Consider the following 23,301-nt stretch of genomic DNA (forward strand, 5'->3'; position numbering starts at 1 on the left):
AACCCAACGGCACTAAGACCTACCGTCCAACCCTCGCCGTGTCCCGCGAGGCCATGGCCGCCTTCATGTACCGGCTTGCAGGAAGTCCCGCCTACGTTCCATCAGCAGCGTCGCCCTTCACAGACGTGGCCCCCGATCACGCATTCTACAAGGAGATAACGTGGCTCGCTGGCAACGGGATCAGCAACGGCTGGACCGAACCCAACGGCACTAAGACCTACCGTCCAACCCTCGCCGTGTCCCGCGAGGCCATGGCCGCCTTCATGTACCGGCTTTCAGCCGCTAGCCTGATCGGCGACCAGCCACCGGCCTGAGCAATCTAGGACTTGTCGGCGTTGCGGTTATCCGTACGCCACCGGATGCCGGCGTCGATGAAGTCGTCAATTTCGCCGTCGAACACGGCGGAGGTGTTACCTACCTCGTGCTCCGTCCGAAGGTCCTTCACCATCTGGTAGGGGTTGAGGACGTAGGACCGCATCTGGTCACCCCAGGACGCCTTGACGTCGCCGGCCAGCGCCTTCTTTTCGGCGTCCTCCTGCTCCTTCTTAAGGAGCAGGAGCCTGGACTGCAGCACCCGCATGGCAGCGGCGCGGTTCTGCAGCTGCGATTTCTCGTTCTGCATGGAGACCACAGTGCCGGTGGGGATGTGGGTGAGGCGGACGGCAGAGTCGGTGGTGTTGACTGACTGGCCGCCGGGTCCCGAGGAGCGGAAGACATCGACGCGGATCTCGTTGTCCGGGATTTCGATGGAGTCGGTCTGCTCGATCAGCGGGATGACCTCCACCGCGGCAAAGGACGTCTGGCGCCTTCCCTGGTTGTCGAAGGGGCTGATCCTGACGAGCCGGTGGGTGCCCGCCTCGACGCTGAGGGTGCCGAAGGCGTAGGGCGCCTTTACCTCGAAAGTTGCGGACTTCAGGCCGGCTTCTTCGGCGTAGGACGTGTCCATGACCGTGGTGGGGTAGCCGTGGCGCTCCGCCCAGCGGAGGTACATGCGCATCAGCATCTCGGCGAAGTCGGCAGCGTCCACGCCACCTGCCCCTGCTCGAATGGAGACGACGGCTTCCCGCTCGTCATATTCTCCGGAGAGGAGGGTGACCACTTCGAGTTCCTTCAGGGCCTTTTTGATGGACTCTAGTTCTGCGGCCGCCTCCCCCATCGAGTCGGCGTCGTCCTCATCCTGTCCCAGCTCCACCAGGACTTCGAGGTCATCGATCCGTGAGGCGAGCTTATTGAGGCGCTCGAGTTCGGACTGCTTGTGCGAAAGCTTTGACGTGATTTTCTGCGCCGCTGAGGGGTCGTCCCACAGGTCCGGCTCGCCTGCCCGCTCGCTCAGTTCGGCGATGTCTTCCTTGAGCGCGTCTACATCAGAGACCCGCTCAATGGAGTCGTAGGTGGCGCGAAGGGCGCGGATTTCAGCGGAAAAATCAATATTGGCCATGGTTGTTTAAGCCTACGCTATCCGGCACAAGCTTCGGCATGCACGGGTTTCCCTGCCGTGCGCCAGCCCGGCCGGTGTAGGCCGCAGGTAGCCCTCACCCTGTCCGGTCAGCGCGTCAGGCGCGAGCGCGCCGTCGACGTCGCTTCGATCCTTATGCCGTCCGGCACCAGGAAGTTGACAACCGGAGGGTGGACAGCAGCTGTCAGCACGACGACGGCGGTGGAGCCGTCGGGGCTGCCAGTTGACCCAGCGACGGCGAGTCCGCTGAAGCGTTGGGCAGCCGGGCTCCTTGAGACGAAGTCCGCCGCGACGTTCCTGACCCGCGCCGGGTTCAGTGTTGCTGAAGGACTTCCGCCCTGTGTGTCCACGTCCCCGAGGGTGTAGCTGTCTGCTGCCGCCAGGGAGGCACCGTCAGCGAGGGAAAGCAGCCGTTTGTGTTCCAAGTACACAGAGGAAATGCCAATAACAACAGTGGTGACAAGCAGGGCCAAGGTCACGTACCCGAGGATCATCACCATCATCTGGCCGTCTTCGTTGTTTGTCCTGGCGGTCATCTGAATCTGCCCACCAGTTGCGTTGCGGAGGCCTCAACCTCGCTTGCGGCCAACCGGAAGTCATTGTTGAAGGGCACAAAAGGCAGGGGCACCGACAGGCTCACCGTGATGGTCACCGCGGTGCCCGGAGCTTGGCAGTCGGCGGGGTCGCATGTCGTTGAGATGCTTGCCTTATCAGGCTGGTGCCCGAAGTCGGCAAGGGCGATGGACACCGCCTGTTCGGCGGCAGCCTGCGCCGTCGGTTCGTCAGGCTGGGCGACGTATACCTTGGCTGCCTGGTCCGCTGCTCCCACCACGGCAAAAGAGCCGCCCTGTATTTGCCCCACGGTAATGACGAAGTACACCAGCGGCACCATAAGAAGGAGTCCAAGGAAGGTGAACTCGACAACGGCGCTCCCCCGCTCGTGCTCTTCCCTGCCTTCCCGTCCTAGAGCTGCTGAGAGCGGTCGCAGGCAGAGAACGTGGACCATCCTGCGTTTCAGGAGTCGTGCCCCCAGCCTATGGCTGCACTGCGGCATGCCCCTTCACCTCCAGCATGCCACGGGGGCCGATGAGCCCGATGACGGGCAGCGGCGCCCGCACTGTCACTTCCAGGGTGCGGAGGCCTTGAACAGTTACTTCGCTGGTGCTCACCTGTTCGGTAAATCCGGCACTCAAAGCCGAGCCGATCAGGCTGCGGGTCCGTTCCTCGGCGTCGGCTGCTTCCCGGTCCGCGAGGGTGCCGTACCTGGCGCCTGAGGCCGCGGCATCGATCAACGTGTTGCGAACGTGCAGGATCAAGGTCAGCTGGATGATGGCCAGGAAGAACATCGTGAGGAGTCCACCCACCAGGACAAAATCCACCACTGCCGAGCCCTGCTCCCGTGTCGCGGCCAGGCCGCGGACTCCGCGGGCCGGACTTGACGGCTGGGAGGACCTCAGCACCGCTTAGCTTCCCACCGTATCCATCGCCTGGTTGAACATTGCCTCCAGCGCAGGTCCGGCAAGGGCCAGCAGCGCCGCCACCAGCACGGCCGACATCAGGGTGATCATGACCCAGCCAGGCACGTCGCCCCTTTCCTTGTGGTCGCAGCCTTCACTATGGTCGCCGCGACGGGCTGCCGCGCAAAGGGCCGTGCCCAGGGCGGCGTTCACGACAAAGAGCAGGGATGCCCAGCGATTTCCCATCATTTTCATTTCCCGTCCTATTCCTGATTCGGTTCTTCGGTGGTTCTGCATTCTTGCGGCCCCCAGTGGTGTCTTCACTTCACAAGCCCAGGTTGATGGCCGCGAGGCCCGGGAAGACGGCGAACACCACGGTCAGCGGGAGCACGCCAAAAACAAGCGGCACCATCATGGCGATTTCTTTCTTGCCGGCAGCTTCCATCAGGTCGCGTTTCGCTGTATCCCGCACGTCCTGGGCCTGGGCACGCAGAACATCTGCCAACGGGGTGCCTCTTTGGACGGCAACGATGATGCCGTCCACGAACCTCACCAGCGGTGCCAGGTCCGTACGTGCAGAGAATTCCTGCAGTGCCTGCACCAGAGGCTTGCCCGCCCGGGTCTCGGCAAGAATGTCTGCGAACTCCTTGGTGAGCTCACCCTTGGCACTGCGGCAAACCCTGTCCAGGGCACCGGTGGCGCTTTCCCCTGCGCTGACCGCGAGTGCCATCAGCTCAGCGAGGCTCGGGAATTCCGCCATCATCCTCGATTCACGCCGCTTCACCTGCACACCGAGCCAGTAGTCCCGCAGCATGAAGCCGCCCACAGCGCTGCCCAGGATGGCGACAGCGGCGAGCAGTGGGTTGAACCTGCCAGCGGCGGCTCCCATCGCGGTAATGCCAAGGGCGGCCACAAAGCCGGCAGCCGCCCACAAAAGCTGCTCCGCCCGGAAGTCAATGGAAGTCTTGTTGATTCCCGCCTGCGCCAGTCGTCGCGCAGTCGCCCCCGGCGACGGGTTCAGCCTCCCCAAAGCCGACATGCCGTCACGGAACACCGGACGCAGAATCCTTCCGAGCGGGCCGAAAGGCGTGGGGTTGGCTTCCCCCGGGCTCAAGAGCCGTGATTCCAGGTTCTGGGACTTCAGCTGCGGCTCAATGCGTTCTGTCAGGGTGGTCGCGCGCATCAGCGGGGACCTGAAGATGACGAGCCACAGACCGATTCCCAGGACAATTCCGCAGATAACGGCAGCAGGAGCTACGTCGATCACCTGAGCACCCGCTCGTCCTGGGGCAGGGCCCCAATCCTCAGCATGATGGAGTAGCAGAGCAGCGAAACTACCAGGCCACCGAGCAGGACTGCTGCACCCACGGCGGTGTTATATGCCTGCACCGCCTCCGGCCTTGTCGCCAGCAGGATCATGACGATCCATGGGGCAGCAACCGCAAGGCGTGCCGCGTTGACGGTCCAGGACTGCCTCGCCTCGAGCTCGCTCCGGGTGCGGGCGCTCTCGCGGAGGAACTCAGCCAACGTTCCGAGCAACTTTCCGAGGTCTGAACCGCCAACTTCGCGGGTCAGGCGGAGGGCTTCGACGATGCGGTCGGCAACCGGGTCCGCGAGCCGGTGTTTGAGCTTGTTGAGGGACGCATCGAACTGGCCCCCGGCGCGGTAGTCGGCACCGAACTCCCGGAATACGTGCCGGAGCTCTTCAGGACCCTTTTCCCCGAGCTGGATGAGGGCTTCCGGTAGCGGCAGGCCGGCCCGGATCGCAGAGCGGAGGTGGTCAACGACGTCGGGCCACAGTTGGCGCAACAATGCGCTTCTCTTTCTTGCCCTCCAGCGCAGGATGCTGATGGGAAGCCACGCTGCGAACAGCGCGAAACAGCCGGCGATAGGCCAGGATCGGCTGACGGCGTAAAACACCAATGCCACGAAAAGACCGAGCCCCGCGCACGTGCCGATGAGGCTGCCTGGGGATACCTTGTCGACGCCGGCGGAGGCGAGAAGGTCACCCAGGCGGCTGACCTTCCGTTCCTTGGGCCCCTGTACAGGTGTCTCCCAAAAGGACCACCAGATGAGGAAGAGGCCCGTCCCCGTGGTAATTCCCAGCAAAGCCGCCGTCATCGCTGATCCAGCAGCGCCGCGACGTCGTACCCTGCCCGGCTGAACTTTTCTGCGGCCGGCATCGAGTTGGCCCGGGGCTGCAGGGCGCCGTCCACCATCGCAAAGACCGGGGACGACTCGATGATGCCGTTCTCCACCCGTCGGCCCAGTGAGAGGATTTCAGTTACCTCCCTGCGGCCGTTGGCCTGCCGGCTGCAGTGGACTACGAGATCTATGCATGATGCGACGGTGGGAACGACAAAGGCTGACGAGATATTCTCGCCCGCGAGCAGGGGCAGCGTGCAGATCTTGGTGACTGCGTCATGCGCTGAATTTGCGTGGACGGTGCACATGCCTGGCAGGCCACTGTTCAAAGCAATGAGCATATCCAGGCTCTCCGCTTCACGGACCTCCCCCACGACCAGACGGTCCGGACGCATCCGGAGCGCTTCCTTGACGAGGCGGCGCAGCGGTATTTCGCCTTCGCCTTCAAGGTTTGGCTGGCGGCACTGAAGGCCGACGACGTCGCGCAGGGGAAACTGAAGCTCGAAAATCTCCTCCACGGTGATGACACGCTCCCGGCTGCCGATGCTGGCCGCCAGGCAGTTGAGCATAGTGGTCTTGCCGGCCTGGGTAGCGCCCGAGACCAGGATGTTGAGCCCGCTGGATACGGCTGCGCCAAGGAAGCGGGCTGACTGGGGCGTCAGTGTGCCCAGGTCGACGAGATGCTCGAGGCGGCTGGCCTTCACCACGAACTTCCGGATATTGACGGCCCAATGCTTGCGCGTCACATCCGGTATAACCACGTGGAGCCTCGACCCGTCGGGAAGGGCAGCGTCCACGAACGGTGAGGACATGTCCAGCCGGCGGCCGGAGCTTTTCAGCATCCGCTCCACCAGGTCCCGGACCTGCTGCTCAGTGAGGCTTAGCGAAGTCAGCTCGGACTCACCGTTCCGGGCCACAAAAATTTCACTGGGGGCGTTCAGCCAGATCTCTTCAATGGCCGGATCGTCCAGGAGGGGCTGCAGGACGCCGAACCCGGCGACGGCGTCGAAGAGGAATTTGCGGGCGGCATCCAAAGGCCCGATCGGAGGAAGCGGACCCATCAGCGCCCGCTCGTCATAATCCGTTACCGCCGCCTCCACCAGTCGGCGGACCTCACCGGCCTGATGGAGCGGATCAAGCCCTCGGCGACGGATAAGCTCGCGGACTTCATCCTCGACTATTCCCAGCGCGTCCATGTGTTCCCCAATACAACTGCCGCCCCCGGCGGAGGCAGTGCAACTGGGATAAAGACTAGGTACCAGACAGTAGCCTGCCAAGTCACAAGGATCGTCTGTGGATAAACGCAGGATTGCCACAGGATCATCACATGCACCAGGAGCACCTCTGTTTTCACCAGCAACGCGGTGCTATGGTGAGCGCGTTAAGTGTCAAATCCCTGTTCGGCTGATTCCTGGGGGAACCATCCGAAGCAGCAACCCAGATGAGGACTCGCAGGAGCTCCTCATTGTTTCCGGAGCCAAAATGAAGCGGAACCTGTCTCAGTCCCGTCGCCCCGTCATGAAGTCCCTCGGGATAGCCCTTCTGACTGCCTCCCTTGTGGCCGGCCCAGGTTTGGCGGGTATCGCGTCCGCCGCTGAGCCCGCTCCAACGCCGACAACGTCGTCACCGACGCGTGAATCCTCGCCTGCTGTCGCACCCTCTCCGACGGTTCCCTCGGCACCGCCGTCCCCCGAAGAAACAGCCCCCGCGGATGCACCGTCTGTTGAGCCTAGTGCCGAGCCTACGCAGTCAATGGCGGAAGCAGTTGGCGTCGGCGGGGCGGAGATGGGGCAACGGTCCGCTCGCGTCACCGCGTCGGCTCCTTCCAATTCCTTCAAGAGGCTAAGTACGGAGTCGCTGTCTAGCGAAGGCACCTGGATGCCAACTTTCGGCGTCCAGGGACTGGACGTTAGCGGCCACCAACCAACCGTGGATTGGCAGCAGCAGTGGAACATGGGCTCACGGTTCGCGTATGTGAAGGCCACTGAAGGTAATTACTACAAGAACCCCTCCTACAGCTCCCAGTATCAGGGATCCCGCAACGTTGGGATGATCCGCGGCGCGTACCACTTCGCCATTCCCAATTGGTCTTCAGGGGCGGACCAGGCACGCTACTTCGTGCAGAACGGCGGAGGTTGGTCCTCCGACGGATACACCATGCCGCCAGTGCTCGACTTTGAGTTCAACCCTTACGAGGGCCGGACGATCAACGGTTTCTATTTCGGCAACACCTGCTACAACATGTCCCCCTCCCAGCTCACGTCGTGGGTGCGGGATTTCGGCAACACAATGCAAACGATGACGGGCCGGTTGCCTGTCATCTACACCAACACGAGCTGGTGGAACCAGTGCCTGGGCAACCCTGCTGGTTTTGGTGACTACCCACTCTGGGTTGCGGCCTACCCCAACTCCCCCACTAACAATGCAGGACCGGTTCCGACAGCCAGCTGGAGCACCTACAGCATGTGGCAGTACAGCAGCACCGGACCTTTCGCTGGTGACTCCAATGTCTGGAACGGGGATTACGCCTCCCTCCAACGGTTCGCCGGCGTCCGGATGCCCGTCGGCAACTTCGACGATCTTGCGGTCAGCCGGGATGGGAGCAATGTCTCGCTTCGGGTACGCGGCTGGTCTGTCGATCTGGCTAACTCGCCGGCGGCGAACGAAGCACATATCTATGTCACCGGGCCCGATGGACGAACGACAGGTTACCCCTGGAAGGCGAATGCATACCGGCCGGACGTTGACAAGTCGTTCGGCTATGGGTCCTCCCACGGATTCGACGGCAGCATCGGCATCGCTACTTCGGGGACCTACAGGGTGTGTGCCCACTCCATCGGCGCGTTCGGCAATACTGCGCTCGGCTGCAAGAGCATCGCGGCATCTGGGGTGGAAGCTCCCATCGGTTCTTTCGACAACATAGGCCAGGTTAGGACGGCCCAGAACGTCTCGCTTCACCTAAAAGGCTGGGCGATTGATCTAGCCAATCCGGCAGCAAGCACATATGCAGATACATACGTCACAGGCCCTGACGGAGCCACAACGGGATTCCGCATGGCCGCCAATATTTCCAGGCCTGACGTAAATCAAGTTACCGGCCTGGGCTCGTCACACGGTTTTGACTACCAAGTACCCCTAAAAATGGCTGGAACATACAAAGCTTGCGTTTATGCAATCGGCCAAAACTCAAATGTCCTTCTGTCGTGCAAGACCCTTACGGTGGCTCCAAGCCCGCCACCCATGGGTAGCTACGATGCCCTCACCCTGAAACAAACTCCTAATGCCGCGTCTCTACAGCTGACGGGCTGGGCGCTTGATCCCACTCTGCCTGCCAGCAGTTCATCCGTAAGTGTCTACTTGGTTTCCAAAGACGGCTCAGGCGGTGTCAATCCGGGCACCGTTTTCAGCGCAAACCTAAAGAGGCCGGACGTGAACGTTGCGCTGGCAACAGTCGGCGATCATGGTTTCCAGGCCTCGATTGGCATCAGCGCCGCCGGCAGCTACACGGCATGTGCTCAGGCCCTTGGGGCTGCGCCACTTTCCACTGGGCCGACACTCTTGGGCTGCAGGGACATCACCGTCAACTCCACACCACCCACAATGGGCCATTTGGACAGCGCCGCCGTGCAGGTTTCCAACGGTCAAGCTTCTCTCGTGTCACAGGGCTGGACGTTGGATCCGTCGTTTCCAGGCTCATCCATTCCAGTTCACGTTTATGTCAAGTATCCAGATGGAAGCACAAGAGGTTACCCGTTTACTGCTAGCGGCAGTCGCCCAGATGTAAACAGCTCGCTGCAGACCATTGGAAACCATGGCTTCGTCACTGCTGTGCCTATATCAGCCCGAGGCCAATATACCGTTTGCGCCTATGGGGTCGCGGTTTCTGTCTTCAGTACCAACAACTCGCAGTTGGGTTGCCGGTCACTGACGTACTAGTTACAGCTGCCAAGGCTGTCGTCAATAGTTCCCTCCCATGGGTGCCTTTGTGGCGGCGCCCCTTTGACTTCGTGGCGTCGAAGCCAAAGGGGCTCACCGCACTGTTCGCCGACGACGCCACGTCGAGATCGAGGCGACCTGGGGCATCTATCAACGGATGATCGCCGCCTACCTGCACGACGGCCGACGCCAAGGTCGCGAGCTGATGGTCAAGCTGATCCACTCGATCAATGGCGGCGTCCCCAAGGCATTGACCGAGATCACCAAGCTAGGCCGGACCCTGAAGAAGCGCGCCGCCGACGTGCTGGCCTACTTCGACTGGCCCGGCACCAGCAACGGCCCGACCGAGGCGATCAACGGCCTCCTAGAGCATCTGCGTGGCTCCGCACTCGGGTTGCGCAACCTGACCAACTACATCACCAGATCGCTGCTCGACGCCGGCGAATTCAGGCCGCGACTACACCCTCGGCTGTGAAGAGCCACCAACCCTTTGAAACCCTCAGAAGCGCAGAGCCGATCGACACACGCCAGAACTGCGGAGAACGTCGGCGAGGGCTGCAACGGTGATGAGGAACTCCTCTTCTGGGCGACCCGTACGATCCCGGAATCCGGACCCCTGGAAACCAGGATATGCAGACCACAAACGCACTGGAATGCGGGAAGGTCAAAGTCGGCGCGGGACCTTCGTGGGCATGACGAGTTACCCTGAAATCACGGATGGCCGGGAACCAGTACGTGGAATGCGCGAAAGGTGTCTGAGGGACGGGGGCAAAATAACCATCACCAACAGCAGTTCACTTAGCATGAATCCGGCAGCTACTCCCGTGGCTCCGAACATCTGACCGAGCAAATACATGGCTATAACTCCCGACAATGCTCCAACGGCCGTCCCGGCAAGAACGAAACGGGTCTTTAGGGACGGGACCAGTATGTTTCTGATCAGGGGCGTTGACACAGACACAGCAAAGAACGCACCACCGTAGAACCACATGGTAAGTGAATCAGCCTTGACGGCCTCGCCGAACAGAATTTCGGTACCGAATTCACCCAAAAGTCCCAATCCAAGCATTCCAAATAATCCCAGGAGCGAGTGAGCGCCAATTGCTCCCATATGTCGCCGCCTGGGACTCTCCGCGGCAGGGTCCAGAGTCCATGCTTGCAAAGTATTTCCGAGTGTTGTCACCGTGATAAGCGCGAAGCGGTAAAGCTTGTCAGAAGAGGCGACGCTGCCGGCGACAGACGCACTCCCTGTTGCTCCTGCCACTGGAACGGGAGCAGATACGTATACTCCACCGAGGGCGTCGATACCTGCTACACCCAGCCTGGAACGCAGGCCACGGAGGATCTCGGTGAAACTCCGCCCCAAGTAAAGCGAGGGCCATTTGAACTTCCGCTGAACTGCAATCGGGCCCACAATGGACGACAATATCCACAGGACAGGGTACGACCAAAGTGATTGCGTGATGAAGATGAGCACGGCCGCCAACAGCGTGGCTACCAAGCGGGGAAACATCTCATAAAGAGCGAGTCCCCTGGGATCTCCAGCACCAATAAAAAACCAGTTGGGCGTCAAGCCATTTAGGCAGAAAGCAAGCGCCATGGCGACCGTAAAGGGTTTGTAACCCTCCGCACCTAAGGCCCACGAGATAACACCAGCTACCGGGAGAACAACTGTAGAAAGAAGTAGCCGCTCGCCCAGCGACTCGGCCCACAGCTTGTGCCTAAAAGCCTCGTCACTTGATTTTGCAACTAGGGCGGGGCCGAGGACATTCCAGCCGTAGGTGATAACAATGCTTCCAAAAGTGCCAACCGCCTGCCCAACAGACAAGCTGTACCATCCGTCTACTCCACCGACGCGCGCAGCAATTGGCAAAAGGAGCAAGGGGGCAAGAGTTCCCACCAACGGCACGAATGTGAAGCCTGCGAAACGCTTTAGCAGTAAAGTCCTGCTCATTGGGAGGACCAACCCCTAGGCGCCACGGGTTACCGCTGCCTCAAAATTAGCTGCCGCCTTCGTTGGGCTGTTTTCCCTCATGTCAGACAAACCACGGGCGGCTAGCTTCTCAGCCAGCTGGTGGTCATTGAGAAGGAGCTCAATATTCTGTTCAAGGCCGGAAGCATCTCCCACGGGAGAAAACAGAGCACCGTTTTCCGCATAGGCCCTCACGCCACCAATATCAGTGGAGACCACTGCGCATCCGCTGGACATCGCTTCTGCAGGCGGCAGGTGCCAACCTTCTCCGTCGCTGGCGCAGAGATAAAGTTTGGATGATTGATACGCAGATCGAATCTCCGCTTTAGTCGGATTCTTGATGTACTTCACGGCCGAGTGAAGAGAAATGGGCCTTTCACCCGTACCGAAAGTTATAGCGCGGACTCCTGATTTGTTGCTGACTTGCGAGTTCAGAACCTGGACCACAAGGTCCGCCCTCTTCCAGGGAACATCGGAAATCATGGCACAGATGTCGTAGGCACGTTCGCTGAGCGGAGGCCCCGCCGGAAATTCCTCGGGGTCGATACCGTTCGGAACGAGATCGCATTCCTCCCCCAATGACCTCATGTGGGCTTGCAGCCAAGGAGCGATAACGATTTTTCTTATGGGGAGTTTCCAAGTCGCATCAATAAATTCAGGTTCAGCGGACCAGTCCTCATAGTGTTGGATGAAGTAGGACGCAGGAATTCCCTGCCGCCGCGCTGCTTTATCAACAAGCTTCGCCGTCTGAACTTCCGTGGCCACGAGGTAGTCAGTCCTGGGCAGCATTGCGGGCATCAAATAGGGCAGCGTATAGGATCGGATCCTCGTGTCCAAGTCCACCCATTTCGGATTGCGAAACGGGCGCAGCCCAGAAATGACGGATGAGATAGGTCGCCGGAAGTCTTTGTCCCGGCGCTTGGCGCCCCACAGAAGTAATGCGTGAATCAACGTCACCTCATATCCCCGCCCGGCCAGGAAATTCGCGTAGCCGTAGACCACTTTGTAGCCGCCGATAGGGTACTTACTGAACCCGGGGAGAACAATCGTTATCTTTCCTCGATAGGACGACGTGGCACCCAAATTTGAAACTTGGGACTGCTTCTTATCGTTCGGCACTTCTCTCCGTAATAGCTTTGTCAACAACACATTCTTCTCAGCTTTCCCAGTTTGGCCTGGGCGGGTCTCCAAGCGTTTGCCACGGTTGACCAACTCCAGTGGCATGCCCGCCAGGAACTCTACGAAACAGGGCACGGCGATATCCCCTCGCTGCAGCCCTGTGACCAGGGTCCTCAACGTCGTCGTCCACCGATGTCCGCTTCGGAAAGGGGCAATGCCTGCTTCAAATCCGCGGACAGCTGGCGTCACCCGCGCAAAGAGAGTGTCCGCCATCACCCTGCGCCACCCGAAGCTCAACCCATGCGCTGTTTTCAGGATCGAAATTGGGCTTGCGCTGCCTTCAAATTTTCTGGAAAGAGCAACCAGGTGTTGGAAGGAGGCAAAAATGCTTTTCTGTGCGCCCACCTCGCCTAACACGTTTCCTCCGTGTTGTACGTAATCCTGGACAACGTCACCCAGGATCGCGACTCCCCCCGAGGATTTCGCACAAACCGCCAGCCAGTGGTCATGAACCTGGGAGACAGTGTTCAGCCGCGGAAAAGGCAGCGCCAAGTCCAACAAATCAGACCGAAAAACAGCCAAGCTGCCTGTCACCTGGTTCTGGGCCAGCAGCGCGTCGAGATCAACATTCTTCCTTTGGGTGGAGGAGGTGATCACTTCATTACCGGGAAGTCTGATCACCCGTGCTTGCCCGGACACGAGGCTTGCGTTTTGCAGGTGCGGAAGCATCACCTCGAGCTTGGATGGATACCAATAGTCGTCCTGGTCAGAAAGCGCCACCCATTCGGCTTCGGAAGGGACATTCCGAAGTGCCCTCTCGAAGTTTCCAAAAAAGCCCAGCCTGTCCTCGAAGCCAATGACCTGGAAGCGCTCGTCGCCAGGCAACTCTTGGTCAACGAAGTCGCGGATTTGCTCTGATCCGCCATCTGCCGAGATGACGCACAGAAAATTCGAATGAGTCTGTTGCTGAATCGACCGCAGCTGGGCAGCGAAGAGCTCCAGGTCAGGCTGATAAGCCGCGAGTGCGACCACGCCGAAAGAATTGGCATCAAAGGGCATGAGGTCTTACCGCTATTCCGCCCGTGCCTGCCGGCCGAGATACGCTTTCAGGGCATCCCGGGCAGGTCGGGGCTCGAAACCAGACACCTTAATCTTGCCGAGATCCAGAGCGCTGTTGAGTGGTCGAGGAGCTGCAGCCTTGCCGCGGAAGTATTCCTCCGTGCTGACACCTGTAACGGCATCACGCCCACGCCCCGACAGCTCGAAAACATCGCGGGCTACCTGAGCCCACGACTGCGGTTCCCCGTCATTGCTGAGGTTGTACGTTCCGTACTCTGCCTCGGATTCCAGGAGATGTCGGATGCCCGCTGCGATGTCTTCGGTGAAGCTGAGCCTGCCAACCTGGTCGTTGACCACGGACGGCTCGATGCCTCGGCCAGCGAGGGATGCCATGGTCCGCACGAAGTTGTTGCCCTCACCGATAACCCAGCTGGTCCGCACGATGTAGTGGCGGGGAACCACACTGACCACGGCGTCCCCTGCGGCCTTGGTCTGGCCATACACACCCAGAGGGGTGAAGGGTTCAGTTTCGCCATGGCGCTCCCGGGCACCATCAAAGACGTAGTCGGATGAGACGTGCACCAGGGTAAGGTCATGTTCGACGGCGGCGCGGGCCAGCCTTGCGACGGCGGCAACGTTGACGGACCAGGCGGCCGCCCGGCCCTCCGCTGTTTCCGCGGTGTCGACCGCGGTGTAGGCGGCGGCATTGATAATCGTCGAGTAGTTCTTCCAGTTCCGCTCCGTGAAGGACGCTTCGCTGTCCAGATCGAAGCCGGCGCGCCCGGCGAACTCAACGGTTGCGTCTGCGTCGTACAGTTTCCGCAGCGCCTTGCCCAGCTGACCGTCCGCACCTACGACGAGGATCTTCTTGGGCGGCATCGGTACAACATCCGAGAGGCGGGGGTGCGCCTTGTCCTTCTCGGACAGTTCTGCTTCCTCCAGCGGCACTGGCCAGCTGATCGCCGCCGTCTCGTCCGCGAGGTTCAGGAAGGTGTATTGGCCTTGGGCATCCGCTGACCAATGGTCGTTGACCAGGTAGGTGTAGGCCGTGTTGTCTTCCAAGGTCTGGAAAGCGTTGCCCACGCCGCGCGGAATGAAGATCGCCTGGCTGGGGTCCAGTTCAGCGGTGAAAACTGCACCGAACGACGGGCCTTCGCGGAGGTCCACCCATGCGCCGAAGATCCGCCCGGTGGCCACCGAGATGAACTTGTCCCACGGTTCGGCGTGGATGCCGCGCGTGGTACCGGCCTTCTCGTTGAAGGAGACGTTGTTCTGGACGGGGCGGAAGTCCGGCAGCCCAAGGGCCACCATCTTTTCCCGTTGCCAGTTTTCCTTGAACCAACCACGGTTGTCGCCATGCACCGGCAGATCGTAAAGGACGACGCCGGGAATCGGCGTTTCGTGCGCGGTCAGCTTTTTCGAGAACGCGATCTGCATCGTCTACTGGCCCTGTTCCTTGTACTTGGCTTCGGTCTGGGCCTTTTGCGGGCGCCACCAGTTTTCGTTCTCGCGGTACCAGGCGATGGTGTCCTCGATGCCGGCGTCGAAATTGGAGAACTTCGGTTCCCAGCCGAGTTCGTCGCGGAGCTTGGTGGAGTCGATGGCGTAGCGCAGGTCGTGGCCCGGGCGGTCCACCACATGGTCATACGCGTCCGGGGCCTGGCCCATGTGTTTCAGGATCAGTTCAACAACGTCCTTGTTGTTCTTCTCCCCGTCGGCTCCAATCAGGTAGGTCTCGCCGATCTTGCCCTTGCCGATGATGGCCAGTACGGCCGAGGAGTGGTCGTTGGCGTGGATCCAGTCGCGAACGTTCTCGCCCTTGCCGTAGAGCTTGGGCCGGATTCCGTCGATCACGTTGGTGATCTGGCGCGGGATGAACTTCTCCACATGCTGGTATGGGCCGTAATTGTTGGAGCAGTTGCTAATGGTCGCCTGCAGCCCGAAGGAACGGACCCAGGCGCGGACCAGCAGGTCAGAGCCGGCCTTCGTGGAGGAGTACGGGCTGGACGGGTTGTAAGGGGTCTGCTCGGTGAACCGCTCCGGGTCATCCAGTTCCAGGTCGCCGTACACCTCATCGGTGGAGATGTGGTGGAAACGCTTGTTGTGCTTCCGCGCGGCCTCGATCAGCGTGTACGTGCCAATGATGTTGGTATCCAGGAATGGGCGGGGATCATGCAGGGAGTTGTCATTGTGTGACTCCGCCGCGTAGTGGACCACAACGTCTGCCTGCGCAACCAGTCCCTCCACCAGGCCAGCGTCAACGATGTCGCCCTGCACGAACGTGAACCGCTCCTCTGGCAGCCCCCGCAGCGACTCCAGGTTCCCCGCATACGTCAACTTGTCCAATACCGTGACATGGTCGTCGGTATTTTCCAGAACATAGTGGACGAAATTGGAACCAATGAAGCCGGCACCGCCGGTGACAAGGAGATTCTGCATTGTGCCAGCTTACCGGTTGCCGAGTGGGCGGTTGGCGGGTTCCCGTCATGCGGCCCAGGGTTGGATTACCGTTTTAGCCGCCGCCTAGCCTCCAGGATCAGCCGCGCGAGCATAACTCGCGCGGCAATGATCCGGCCAAGCGAACGGAATCCGGCGGGGGTTTCATTGCTGTCGTGCAGCCGCCTTAACAAGGTGGATTTTTCCAAGTGCGCTATGGATCTCGAGAGATTGCCGCAGATAGCCAGCCAGAGATCGTGCGACTCGTGCACGTAGGAAGGAATCGGAGTGAAGACGGGCACCATGTCCCGCCGGAATGCCATCCCGCATCCATAGTAGGCGCGGTAACCGATCATCACGCCAAGCAGATTTGCAATGGGTTTCCTGTCCCATGCGGGGAGCAGCCGCGGAATCCATGGCCGCGGACCGCCACCAAGCATTTCGAAATTCGAGGCAACGACTCGGGCTGACTCCAGGGCTTCGACCATGGCTGCGACCCTTCCCGGGATCCAGACATCGTCCTGGTCTGAAAGGAAGATGTACTCGCCCCGGCTTGCTGCGACCGCCGCTTCGAACGAGCGGACGTACCCACGGTTCTGCGGACTCTCGATGAGCCGGATCCTCGGGTCAGTGATCGAGCGGATGACTTCGATGGTGTTGTCCGGGGATGCATCGTCGACGATGACAACTTCATCGTTCGCGCCAAGCTCCTTGAGTATGGACTGCAGTTGCTCCGCGATGTATGGCGCGCCGCGGTAGCTTGCCATGCAGACGCTGACTCGGATGGCATAAGGCGGTAGAGGCTGATCGCTCGTCATGAACCCGACACTAACGGATTCGGGGATTGAAGCATTACTGAAGGAATTGGGCCGGCACCTTCCGGGCGCTCGGCAGCAAAGCTGCGGACGGGACCGACTCGCTCGTACCGCCATGCTCGCGTTAGGATGCGAGACGCTGGGACGCTGGATCCGTTTAGATGACAGCCCAAGATGCCCGCACTGTCCGCGCGGGGCCCCGGTTCGGGCCCCAATCGCAGCGTTGATATAGTTGGGATAATATGCGCAATTTGGAAAACAACCGTGTGCTTGTCATCATGCCGGCGTGGAACGAGGCTGATTGCGTAGGGGCAACTGTGGCCGAAGTGCTGACCCTCGACGAACCCTACGATGTGCTGGTGGTGAATGACGGCTCCACCGACGAGACCCCTCGTATAGCGGCGTCCGCGGGCGCTACAGTCCTCAACCTCCCTTTTAACCTTGGAGTTGGCGGCGCCATGCGGGCCGGGTTCCGGTACGCCCAGCGCCTTGGATACAGTCAGGTTATTCAAGTTGACGCGGACGGGCAGCACGATCCCAGAAACATCCGAGAAGTACTCAACGGCCTGGAATCAGCGGACATTTCGATTGGCGCCCGTTTCGCCAATCGCGGAGATTACACAGTGAAGGGTCCCCGAAAATGGGCCATGAAACTTCTGGCCTCTGTCCTCTCCAAACTGGCCAAAACGACTCTCACGGACGTCACCTCGGGCTTCCGCGCAGGCAACAGCAGGGCGATTGTCCAGTACCTTGACCACTACCCGGCGGAGTACCTTGGCGACACGATCGACTCCTTGGTGGTAGCCATTCGTTCCGGACTCTCAGTCACGCAAGTGCCGGTAGAAATGCGCCCACGGCAAGGCGGAACTCCCAGTCACCATCCCATTAAGGCGGCGGTGTACCTGGGTCGCTCGTTCTTTGCGCTGGCGTTTGCGCTGACTCGCCGGCGGTCCCACGTGGCATTGCCACTTCAGACAATGGCAGGACAGAAATGATGCCGAACATCGCCGCTTTTCTTCTGGCTCTGGCAATTGTCGGGCTGGTAGCTGAGATGCTCCGCCGGAAGAAACTGCGCGAAAAATACGCGATATGGTGGCTCGTCGTTGGAGTCGCCACGCTTGTTCTGGCTGCGTTTCCCCAGCTTCTGGTGTATATAGCAAGGGTCGTTGGCGTCCAGCTGCCTTCCAACCTTTTGTTTATCCTCAGCATCCTCATGCTTCTCGGTGTTTGCCTGCACCTTTCGTGGGAAATATCCGTGGTAGAGGAGGAAACCCGTGCCTTGGCGGAGGAGGTTGCAATACTCCGCATCCAGGTGGAGCGGCTTACCGGCCTATTGCCGGTCAGTGGGGGTAACGGCAGCCAAGATCCGGAAGGTCAGTAGCAGTGACTGAGACCTCCTTGGATATTTTTGTTCCATACTGGGGCGACCCTGATTACATGAAGCTGACTGTCGACAGTGTCTTGGCGCAGACTGACCCACGTTGGTTCCTCACCATTGTGGACGACGCCTACCCGGATCCGACCATTGAGGAATATGTGGCCGGAATTGCGGACCCTCGGATCACTTACTTTAAGAAGCCTAAAAACGAAGGCATCACTGAGAGTTTCAGGACGTCCATTCAGATGGCGCGGCAAGAACTGGTTGCGGTGGTTGGTTGCGATGACGTCCTCCTGCCCAACTACGTGAAAACCGTTCTGGAAGCACACGACGCCTATCCGGACGCCGACATTATCCAGCCGGGCGTACGCGTCATCGATGCGGCAGGCCAACGAGTGAAGACCCTCGTGGACACTGTTAAACAACGGATCCTCAAACCCCGGTCTACGTCACCGCTCTTGCTTTCGGGCGAGAAGCTGGCCAGCAGTCTCCTGCACGGCGACTGGCTGTATTGGCCCTCGCTCACCTTCAAGACCGACTCGGTGCGAACAGTTGACTTCCGTGACGAATTCCCCATTATTCAAGACCTTGCCCTCATTGTGGACATGATCCTGCAGGGAAGATCTCTGCTGCTGGTGCCGTCGGAAAGCTTCGCATACCGCCGACACACGGAAAGCGCATCCTCGCGGCTCATTGTGGATGGGTCTCGCTTTACCGGCGAAAGAGACTATTTCTCTTTGGCCGCGCGGCTTGCCCATGCTCAGGGGTGGCGACGGGCGGAGTTGGCTGCGCGGCTGCGTCTCACTTCCAGACTGCACGCTTTATCGCTGATACCTGCCCTGCTGAGGTCCCGCGACAGCGGCGCTTTTCGCACCATGGTCCGTCACGGGCTGGGAACATAATGGGCAGGGCTAAAAGTACAGTGACGGCTGCCGTCGTGAGCACCTTCAATCCTCAGGCCAACCTCATTCGAAACTGTCTCGCGCTCCTTGAACAGTGCTCCGAGGTGGTAGTCGTAGATGATGGAAGTACTTCCCCTGACGAAGCTGTCTACGCTCAGCTGGGCGCGCTTGGCTGTGTCGTTCTGCGCCTTGAGAGCAACATGGGCATCGCCGCGGCACTCAACAAGGGCGTTGAAGTGGCCCGCTTGCGTAATGCCGCTCTTGAATTCGTACTGACCATGGATCAGGATTCACTCGTACCGCCGGGCTTCGTTCATGCTCTTGAACACGCTGCTGCCGCTGCTGCCGCTGCTGGACTTTCTGTTGGAATGGTTTCGCCCGGCAAGGTCAGCGGATTGCCAAGCCGGCCACTAACAACACATAAAGGCGTGGTCATCGGTGATGAGCCAGTCCAATCAGGACTACTGATACCCGTTGCTTCCCTGGACAAAGTGGGCCAATTTAACGAGAAGCTGTTTATAGATGGCGTCGACAGTGAGTTCTACCTGCGGGCAAAGGCCAACAAGCTACTTTGCATCATTGCCCCCGGACCCGAACTGGTTCATTCACTGGGAGCCATGGTTCCGGCCAGAATCGGCAGTTGGCATCTGAGGCGGGGCCGCAAACCTCTGATGGTGAGAACAGCAGCGCCTTGGCGCTACTACTTCATCGTCCGTAACCGCGTCCTGCTGGCAAGGAGGTTCGCGCTTCAGGAACCATACTGGAGCATGAGAGGGCTGGTGCTGGACTTACGGCATCTTTTACTGGTGAGCGTTCTGGCACCGGGTAGACGTGAACGGCTCTCCTACGCCCGGCTTGGTCTTCGTGACGGCCTCCTGGGACGCAGCGGTCCACGACCAGAACAGTAGGCCTCGTGCAACTGCCGTTTTGGCACTGGATGCAGAGTGGTGAATGATTGAAGCCATGCGTGGAATTATTCTGGCCGGCGGAACTGGATCGCGGCTGCACCCGATCACCCTTGGCATCAGCAAGCAGCTCGTCCCGGTGTATGACAAGCCAATGATCTACTACCCGCTGTCCACACTCATCCTCGCGGGAATCAGGGATATTCTCATCATTACCACTCCCCATGACGCAGACCAGTTTCAGCGTCTTCTGGGAGACGGGTCGCAGTTCGGCATCAATCTGACCTACGTGCAGCAGCCCTCCCCCGATGGCCTTGCCCAGGCTTTCATTTTGGGTGCGGAACACATCGGGGACGAAACTGTCGCCCTCGTCCTAGGGGACAATATTTTCTACGGCCAAGGGATGGGCACGCAGCTCCGACGCCATGCGGACATAGACGGCGGCGCCGTGTTTGGCTACTGGGTAAAAGATCCCAAGGCCTACGGAGTCGTTGAATTTGATGATGACGGCAGGGCCCTCTCGCTCGAAGAAAAGCCGGAGAAGCCAAAGAGCCACTACGCGGTGCCCGGGCTGTACTTCTACGACAACAACGTTGTGGACATAGCCAAAAGTCTCAAACCTTCCCCGCGCGGGGAGCTCGAAATTACGGACGTCAACAGGATCTACCTTGAACGAGGCAAGCTTCAGGTTGAGATCCTCCCACGCGGAACCGCTTGGTTGGACACCGGAACATTCAACGACCTCAGCGACGCATCGAATTTCATCCGCACTGTCGAGAACCGTCAAGGTCTTAAGATCGGGGCTCCAGAAGAGATTGCTTGGCGCCAAGGCTTCCTGACCGACGACGAACTCCGCTCCCGGGCAGAACCGCTTGTCAAGAGCGGTTACGGAAGCTACCTCTTGGGCCTTCTGGAGGACTAAGGTCCGCGGCGTGAGCCGCACCTGCCGTCTACCTGCCGTCTTTCCGTGGAGTCTTCATGAGTTGGTTTTCTGTCATTCCCATGGCCGCCGTATGCTTAGCCCTGCTGTTTCTGCCTGGCACGCTACTCATCCTGGCTCTCGGCCTTCGCAACCCTGCCTTTATTGCTGTTGCTCCCCTTCTGACAGTAAGTATTGTTGCCGTCACCGCCATATTGACACCATATTTCGGAGTGGACTGGTCGGTCCTGCCAGTAGCAGTTGCATCACTGTCGCTTGCCGCAGTTTTCCTTGCAGCTCGAAGAATTCCGAAACTACGGCAGCCGCACCGGCCATGGCGGACCGCCATCGGAACTTCCAGACGGATGCTGGTTCTCGCAACAGTGGGCTTTGCTCTCGGCGCTGTCTCGATAGGGCTGCAGTTGCGCGCGGCATTTGGCCGGCCTGAGAACATCTCCCAGACCTTCGACAATGTCTTCCACCTGAATGCCATCCGTTACGTCCTAGAGACTGGAAACGCCTCTTCGATGACGATTACGGGGATGACGAACGGCGACAATCCTCCATACTTTTATCCCGCTGCTTGGCATGGCTTGGCATCGCTTCTTATACAAGTGACGGGCCTCCCCTTGCCAGTCGCGGTCAACGTACTCAACCTTTGTGTCGCTACAACCGTCTGGACCCTGGGCTGCATGCTCCTGGTGAGGTCGATAATGGGCTCAAACGCCTATGCCATCGGCGCGGCAGGCGTTCTGGCAGCCGGCTTTGGATCCTTTCCCATCCTGTTGCTGGACTTTGGGGTCCTGTACCCGAACTTCCTGTCTGTAAGCATGCTTCCGGGAGCACTGGCCTGCGTAAACGTGTTTTTCGGAACAAGTATCTTTGCGCACTTTGGCCCGCTTGCAAGGTACTCGCTGGCCCCACTTTCAGCCCTCGGCGTTGCCGTCGCTCACCCTAACGGTGTGATGTCTTTGGCAGCCATGTCTGTTCCAATCCTTCTCGCTGCCTTCACAACCTTCGCGATAAGGCAGCGTAGGGCGGGTAGGCCAGCAGGCGTAACGGTCCTCGCGGGCGCGGGACTGCTGATAATTCTCGCCATTATTGCTGTCCTTTGGATGTACGTTCGTCCACCGGCCGCGGCCGCAACGTGGCTGCCCGTACAGACTCCCGGACAGGCAGTCGGGGAGATACTGACTAATTCCGCCATGCAGCGGCCCCCGGCTTGGCTTGTCAGCGTCCTCGTCATCGCAGGCCTAATTTATGTCTTGAAGCGTCCTTCCTCTGCATGGCTCTCCGCTTCCTTCGCGGTCATTGCGGGACTCTTTGTCATGGTTTCCGCTGGCCCTGCAGGGACGCTTCGCGACACTCTGACCGGGGTCTGGTACAACGACAGCTACCGCCTAGCCGCACTGCTCCCGGTGGCCGGGGTGGCCCTGGGAGCTATCGGTGCGGCGTGGGCCATTCAAGCACTGCAGAACCGCATCACATCGATTTCCCAACAGACTGCCTTCACTTCCACGCTGCGAGCACCGGCTGCTATGTACACTGTTGGACCCCTTGCCTTCTTGGCTGTGCTGGGAATCCTCCAGGCACCACCAATGCTTACGCCGGTCCGGTCCGCACAAGCGAATTACTCAACATCGCCTGACTCCCCCTTGGTCAGTTCCGATGAAATGGCTCTGATCGAAGAACTCAATCAGTATGTACCGCCGGAAGCCACTATCGCGGTCAATCCCTGGACCGGAGGTGCGATGGCGTTTGCCATGGCCGACCGCAACACGACATCCAAGCACACACTCACAACGTATACAAAGGCCACCGAACTGTTGAACGACAAATTTCGGGAAGCAGCAAGCGACCCGGCCGTGTGCCCTGCTGCGCGCGTCAACAACGTTCGCTATGTATTGGACTTCGGGACCCGGGAGGTCCACGGGGGAAACCACGGTTTCCAAGGGCTGCAGATTCCCGATGCGACACCGGGGTTCGAGCTTCTGGCCCGGCATGGCGAGGCCAAGTTGTTTAGAGTTACCGCCTGCGACTGACGCCGACGTATTGCAGCCGGTTCCAGGGCCTGCCTCACCGTCCTCTTGTGAACCCCGTGCCGGACCGCCAGCGCACGAACCGGACAGGCTTCAACCCGGGCATCCCTTTGGATACGTGCGGACAACTCCACTCTCGACTCCATCAAGACCGGGCCTCCGCCAATCCATCCACTGATGAATCCAACGTTGAAGGCGGGGCCACGAATAACAGTTACAAGCCACTGGGCACCTTTGCGCAATAAGCACGCGCGTGAGGGCGCCAGGGCGCACAGAACCAAGCTAACGCTGCAGGGCTAGAGCGAGTTCGCAACCATGGATTGAGGTTCTTTGCTCCTGCGGCCGGGATCAGGACCGCAGAAGAGCAACTGCTTCATGGATGGACCCATCGAACTTCACATTGCCATGCTCCAGCAGGATGCCGCGCTCACAGATCCGGGACACAAGATCGAGGTCATGGCTGACCACGACGAGGGTCTTCCCGTCGCGGGCCAGTTCCTGAATTTTGTCGATACACTTCCGCTGGAACGGCTCGTCGCCGACAGCAAGGATTTCGTCGATCAGGAATACTTCCGGATCGGTATGCACGGCCACCGAGAATGCAAGCCGCAGGTACATGCCCGATGAGTAGAACTTGACTTCCGTGTCGATGAATTGACCGATCTCGGAGAACTCGACGATGTCATCAAACCGGTCCTTGACCTGCTGTTCGGTCATTCCCAGAATAGCCCCGTTCAGGAAGACATTGTCCCGGCCGGAAAGG

At 59.9% G+C, this 23,301-nt stretch carries 22 protein-coding genes and 1 pseudogene; 9 read left to right on the forward strand and 14 right to left on the reverse strand.

The features are described from left to right. The coding region (locus ACKAE7_RS16140; RefSeq protein WP_408979723.1) for an S-layer homology domain-containing protein at positions 1-314 on the forward strand (314 nt) is incomplete at its 5' end. Positions 315-319: 5 nt separating this feature from the next. On the opposite strand, the gene prfB is transcribed toward ACKAE7_RS16140, so the two are convergent. From prfB to ACKAE7_RS16180, 8 genes are all read right to left on the reverse strand, one after another. Next, on the reverse strand, positions 320-1,438 hold the full coding sequence (prfB, locus tag ACKAE7_RS16145; protein ID WP_188811800.1) for a peptide chain release factor 2: 1,119 nt from the start codon (positions 1,436-1,438) through the stop codon (positions 320-322). 107 nt (positions 1,439-1,545) lie between these two features. Beyond that, positions 1,546-1,992, reverse strand: a complete 447-nt coding sequence (locus ACKAE7_RS16150) for a pilus assembly protein TadG-related protein (RefSeq protein WP_229666461.1) — start codon at positions 1,990-1,992, stop codon at positions 1,546-1,548. Continuing rightward, a complete protein-coding gene (locus ACKAE7_RS16155; protein ID WP_238340509.1) occupies positions 1,989-2,462 on the reverse strand; it encodes a hypothetical protein in 474 nt (157 codons plus the stop codon). Before ACKAE7_RS16155 ends, ACKAE7_RS16150 begins: the two co-directional genes overlap by 4 nt. 28 nt (positions 2,463-2,490) lie before the next feature. Then, on the reverse strand, positions 2,491-2,913 hold the full coding sequence (locus tag ACKAE7_RS16160; protein WP_408979730.1) for a TadE/TadG family type IV pilus assembly protein: 423 nt from the start codon (positions 2,911-2,913) through the stop codon (positions 2,491-2,493). A gap of 6 nt (positions 2,914-2,919) precedes the next feature. Continuing rightward, complete coding sequence (locus tag ACKAE7_RS16165; RefSeq protein ID WP_188811796.1) at positions 2,920-3,168, reverse strand: hypothetical protein; 249 nt, start codon at positions 3,166-3,168, stop codon at positions 2,920-2,922. A gap of 70 nt (positions 3,169-3,238) precedes the next feature. Next, entirely contained in the window at positions 3,239-4,180 is a 942-nt protein-coding gene (locus ACKAE7_RS16170) for a type II secretion system F family protein (RefSeq protein ID WP_191034619.1), read from the reverse strand. Beyond that, positions 4,177-5,034, reverse strand: a complete 858-nt coding sequence (locus ACKAE7_RS16175; protein ID WP_104184966.1) for a type II secretion system F family protein — start codon at positions 5,032-5,034, stop codon at positions 4,177-4,179. The genes ACKAE7_RS16170 and ACKAE7_RS16175 overlap by 4 nt, the downstream gene beginning before the upstream one ends. Continuing rightward, complete coding sequence (locus tag ACKAE7_RS16180; RefSeq protein ID WP_191034620.1) at positions 5,031-6,254, reverse strand: ATPase, T2SS/T4P/T4SS family; 1,224 nt, start codon at positions 6,252-6,254, stop codon at positions 5,031-5,033. Before ACKAE7_RS16180 ends, ACKAE7_RS16175 begins: the two co-directional genes overlap by 4 nt. Before the next feature lie 682 nt (positions 6,255-6,936). On the opposite strand from ACKAE7_RS16180, the gene ACKAE7_RS16185 reads away from it, so the two are divergent. Together ACKAE7_RS16185 and ACKAE7_RS16190 are read left to right on the forward strand one after the other, a co-directional pair. Then, the gene (locus ACKAE7_RS16185; protein ID WP_188811791.1) at positions 6,937-8,994 is read left to right on the forward strand and encodes a lysozyme; all 2,058 of its coding nucleotides are present in this window, start codon (positions 6,937-6,939) and stop codon (positions 8,992-8,994) included. 92 nt (positions 8,995-9,086) lie between these two features. After that, positions 9,087-9,469 (forward strand): annotated as a pseudogene (locus tag ACKAE7_RS16190) (transposase); the annotation flags it as partial. A gap of 225 nt (positions 9,470-9,694) precedes the next feature. Here the strand turns inward: ACKAE7_RS16190 and ACKAE7_RS16195 are convergent. The 5 genes from ACKAE7_RS16195 to ACKAE7_RS16215 form a co-directional block, all read right to left on the reverse strand. Then, the gene (locus ACKAE7_RS16195) at positions 9,695-10,948 is read right to left on the reverse strand and encodes an oligosaccharide flippase family protein (RefSeq protein ID WP_408979724.1); all 1,254 of its coding nucleotides are present in this window, start codon (positions 10,946-10,948) and stop codon (positions 9,695-9,697) included. 15 nt (positions 10,949-10,963) lie between these two features. Next, complete coding sequence (locus tag ACKAE7_RS16200; protein WP_408979725.1) at positions 10,964-13,144, reverse strand: glycosyltransferase; 2,181 nt, start codon at positions 13,142-13,144, stop codon at positions 10,964-10,966. A gap of 12 nt (positions 13,145-13,156) precedes the next feature. Next, positions 13,157-14,581, reverse strand: a complete 1,425-nt coding sequence (locus ACKAE7_RS16205) for a sugar nucleotide-binding protein (protein WP_408979726.1) — start codon at positions 14,579-14,581, stop codon at positions 13,157-13,159. Positions 14,582-14,584: 3 nt separating this feature from the next. Continuing rightward, the gene (rfbB, locus tag ACKAE7_RS16210; RefSeq protein WP_188811787.1) at positions 14,585-15,583 is read right to left on the reverse strand and encodes a dTDP-glucose 4,6-dehydratase; all 999 of its coding nucleotides are present in this window, start codon (positions 15,581-15,583) and stop codon (positions 14,585-14,587) included. Positions 15,584-15,648: 65 nt separating this feature from the next. Then, on the reverse strand, positions 15,649-16,398 hold the full coding sequence (locus ACKAE7_RS16215) for a glycosyltransferase (RefSeq protein WP_408979727.1): 750 nt from the start codon (positions 16,396-16,398) through the stop codon (positions 15,649-15,651). Positions 16,399-16,637: 239 nt separating this feature from the next. Here ACKAE7_RS16215 and ACKAE7_RS16220 point away from each other — a divergent pair, with 239 nt between their 5' ends. The 6 genes from ACKAE7_RS16220 to ACKAE7_RS16245 are packed head-to-tail and all read left to right on the forward strand — an operon-like array spanning position 16,638 to position 22,541. Continuing rightward, on the forward strand, positions 16,638-17,390 hold the full coding sequence (locus ACKAE7_RS16220) for a glycosyltransferase family 2 protein (protein ID WP_188727776.1): 753 nt from the start codon (positions 16,638-16,640) through the stop codon (positions 17,388-17,390). Further along, positions 17,390-17,776: a DUF2304 domain-containing protein gene (locus tag ACKAE7_RS16225; RefSeq protein WP_188728216.1), complete on the forward strand. Its 387-nt coding sequence runs from the start codon at positions 17,390-17,392 to the stop codon at positions 17,774-17,776. The genes ACKAE7_RS16220 and ACKAE7_RS16225 overlap by 1 nt, the downstream gene beginning before the upstream one ends. A gap of 2 nt (positions 17,777-17,778) precedes the next feature. Continuing rightward, positions 17,779-18,675, forward strand: coding sequence for a glycosyltransferase (locus ACKAE7_RS16230; RefSeq protein WP_188811785.1), 897 nt, complete (start codon positions 17,779-17,781; stop codon positions 18,673-18,675). A gap of 35 nt (positions 18,676-18,710) precedes the next feature. Then, the gene (locus ACKAE7_RS16235) at positions 18,711-19,583 is read left to right on the forward strand and encodes a glycosyltransferase (protein WP_229666459.1); all 873 of its coding nucleotides are present in this window, start codon (positions 18,711-18,713) and stop codon (positions 19,581-19,583) included. A 55-nt stretch (positions 19,584-19,638) separates the two neighbouring features. Further along, entirely contained in the window at positions 19,639-20,502 is an 864-nt protein-coding gene (gene rfbA, locus ACKAE7_RS16240) for a glucose-1-phosphate thymidylyltransferase RfbA (RefSeq protein ID WP_188811930.1), read from the forward strand. Between the two features lie 56 nt (positions 20,503-20,558). After that, entirely contained in the window at positions 20,559-22,541 is a 1,983-nt protein-coding gene (locus tag ACKAE7_RS16245; RefSeq protein ID WP_408979728.1) for a DUF6541 family protein, read from the forward strand. A gap of 345 nt (positions 22,542-22,886) precedes the next feature. On the opposite strand, the gene ACKAE7_RS16250 is transcribed toward ACKAE7_RS16245, so the two are convergent. Continuing rightward, positions 22,887-23,301 (reverse strand): ABC transporter ATP-binding protein (locus tag ACKAE7_RS16250; RefSeq protein ID WP_408979729.1); only part of this gene is annotated, 415 nt, incomplete at its 5' end.

Origin of the sequence: Pseudarthrobacter sp. NKDBFgelt, from assembly GCF_046097905.1 — a bacterium.
Taxonomy (GTDB): Bacteria; Actinomycetota; Actinomycetes; order Actinomycetales; family Micrococcaceae; genus Arthrobacter; species Arthrobacter polychromogenes.

Coding starts and splice junctions, on each gene's coding strand:
- prfB (WP_188811800.1), bottom strand. CDS start 1,438: ATGGCCAATATTGATTTTTCCGCTGAAATCCGCGCCCTTCGCGCCACC.
- ACKAE7_RS16150 (WP_229666461.1), bottom strand. CDS start 1,992: ATGACCGCCAGGACAAACAACGAAGACGGCCAGATGATGGTGATGATC.
- ACKAE7_RS16155 (WP_238340509.1), bottom strand. CDS start 2,462: ATGGTCCACGTTCTCTGCCTGCGACCGCTCTCAGCAGCTCTAGGACGG.
- ACKAE7_RS16165 (WP_188811796.1), bottom strand. CDS start 3,168: ATGAAAATGATGGGAAATCGCTGGGCATCCCTGCTCTTTGTCGTGAAC.
- ACKAE7_RS16175 (WP_104184966.1), bottom strand. CDS start 5,034: ATGACGGCGGCTTTGCTGGGAATTACCACGGGGACGGGCCTCTTCCTC.
- ACKAE7_RS16180 (WP_191034620.1), bottom strand. CDS start 6,254: ATGGACGCGCTGGGAATAGTCGAGGATGAAGTCCGCGAGCTTATCCGT.
- ACKAE7_RS16185 (WP_188811791.1), top strand. CDS start 6,937: ATGCCAACTTTCGGCGTCCAGGGACTGGACGTTAGCGGCCACCAACCA.
- ACKAE7_RS16195 (WP_408979724.1), bottom strand. CDS start 10,948: ATGAGCAGGACTTTACTGCTAAAGCGTTTCGCAGGCTTCACATTCGTG.
- ACKAE7_RS16200 (WP_408979725.1), bottom strand. CDS start 13,144: ATGCCCTTTGATGCCAATTCTTTCGGCGTGGTCGCACTCGCGGCTTAT.
- ACKAE7_RS16205 (WP_408979726.1), bottom strand. CDS start 14,581: ATGCAGATCGCGTTCTCGAAAAAGCTGACCGCGCACGAAACGCCGATT.
- rfbB (WP_188811787.1), bottom strand. CDS start 15,583: ATGCAGAATCTCCTTGTCACCGGCGGTGCCGGCTTCATTGGTTCCAAT.
- ACKAE7_RS16215 (WP_408979727.1), bottom strand. CDS start 16,398: ATGACGAGCGATCAGCCTCTACCGCCTTATGCCATCCGAGTCAGCGTC.
- ACKAE7_RS16220 (WP_188727776.1), top strand. CDS start 16,638: ATGCGCAATTTGGAAAACAACCGTGTGCTTGTCATCATGCCGGCGTGG.
- ACKAE7_RS16225 (WP_188728216.1), top strand. CDS start 17,390: ATGCCGAACATCGCCGCTTTTCTTCTGGCTCTGGCAATTGTCGGGCTG.
- rfbA (WP_188811930.1), top strand. CDS start 19,639: ATGCGTGGAATTATTCTGGCCGGCGGAACTGGATCGCGGCTGCACCCG.
- ACKAE7_RS16245 (WP_408979728.1), top strand. CDS start 20,559: ATGAGTTGGTTTTCTGTCATTCCCATGGCCGCCGTATGCTTAGCCCTG.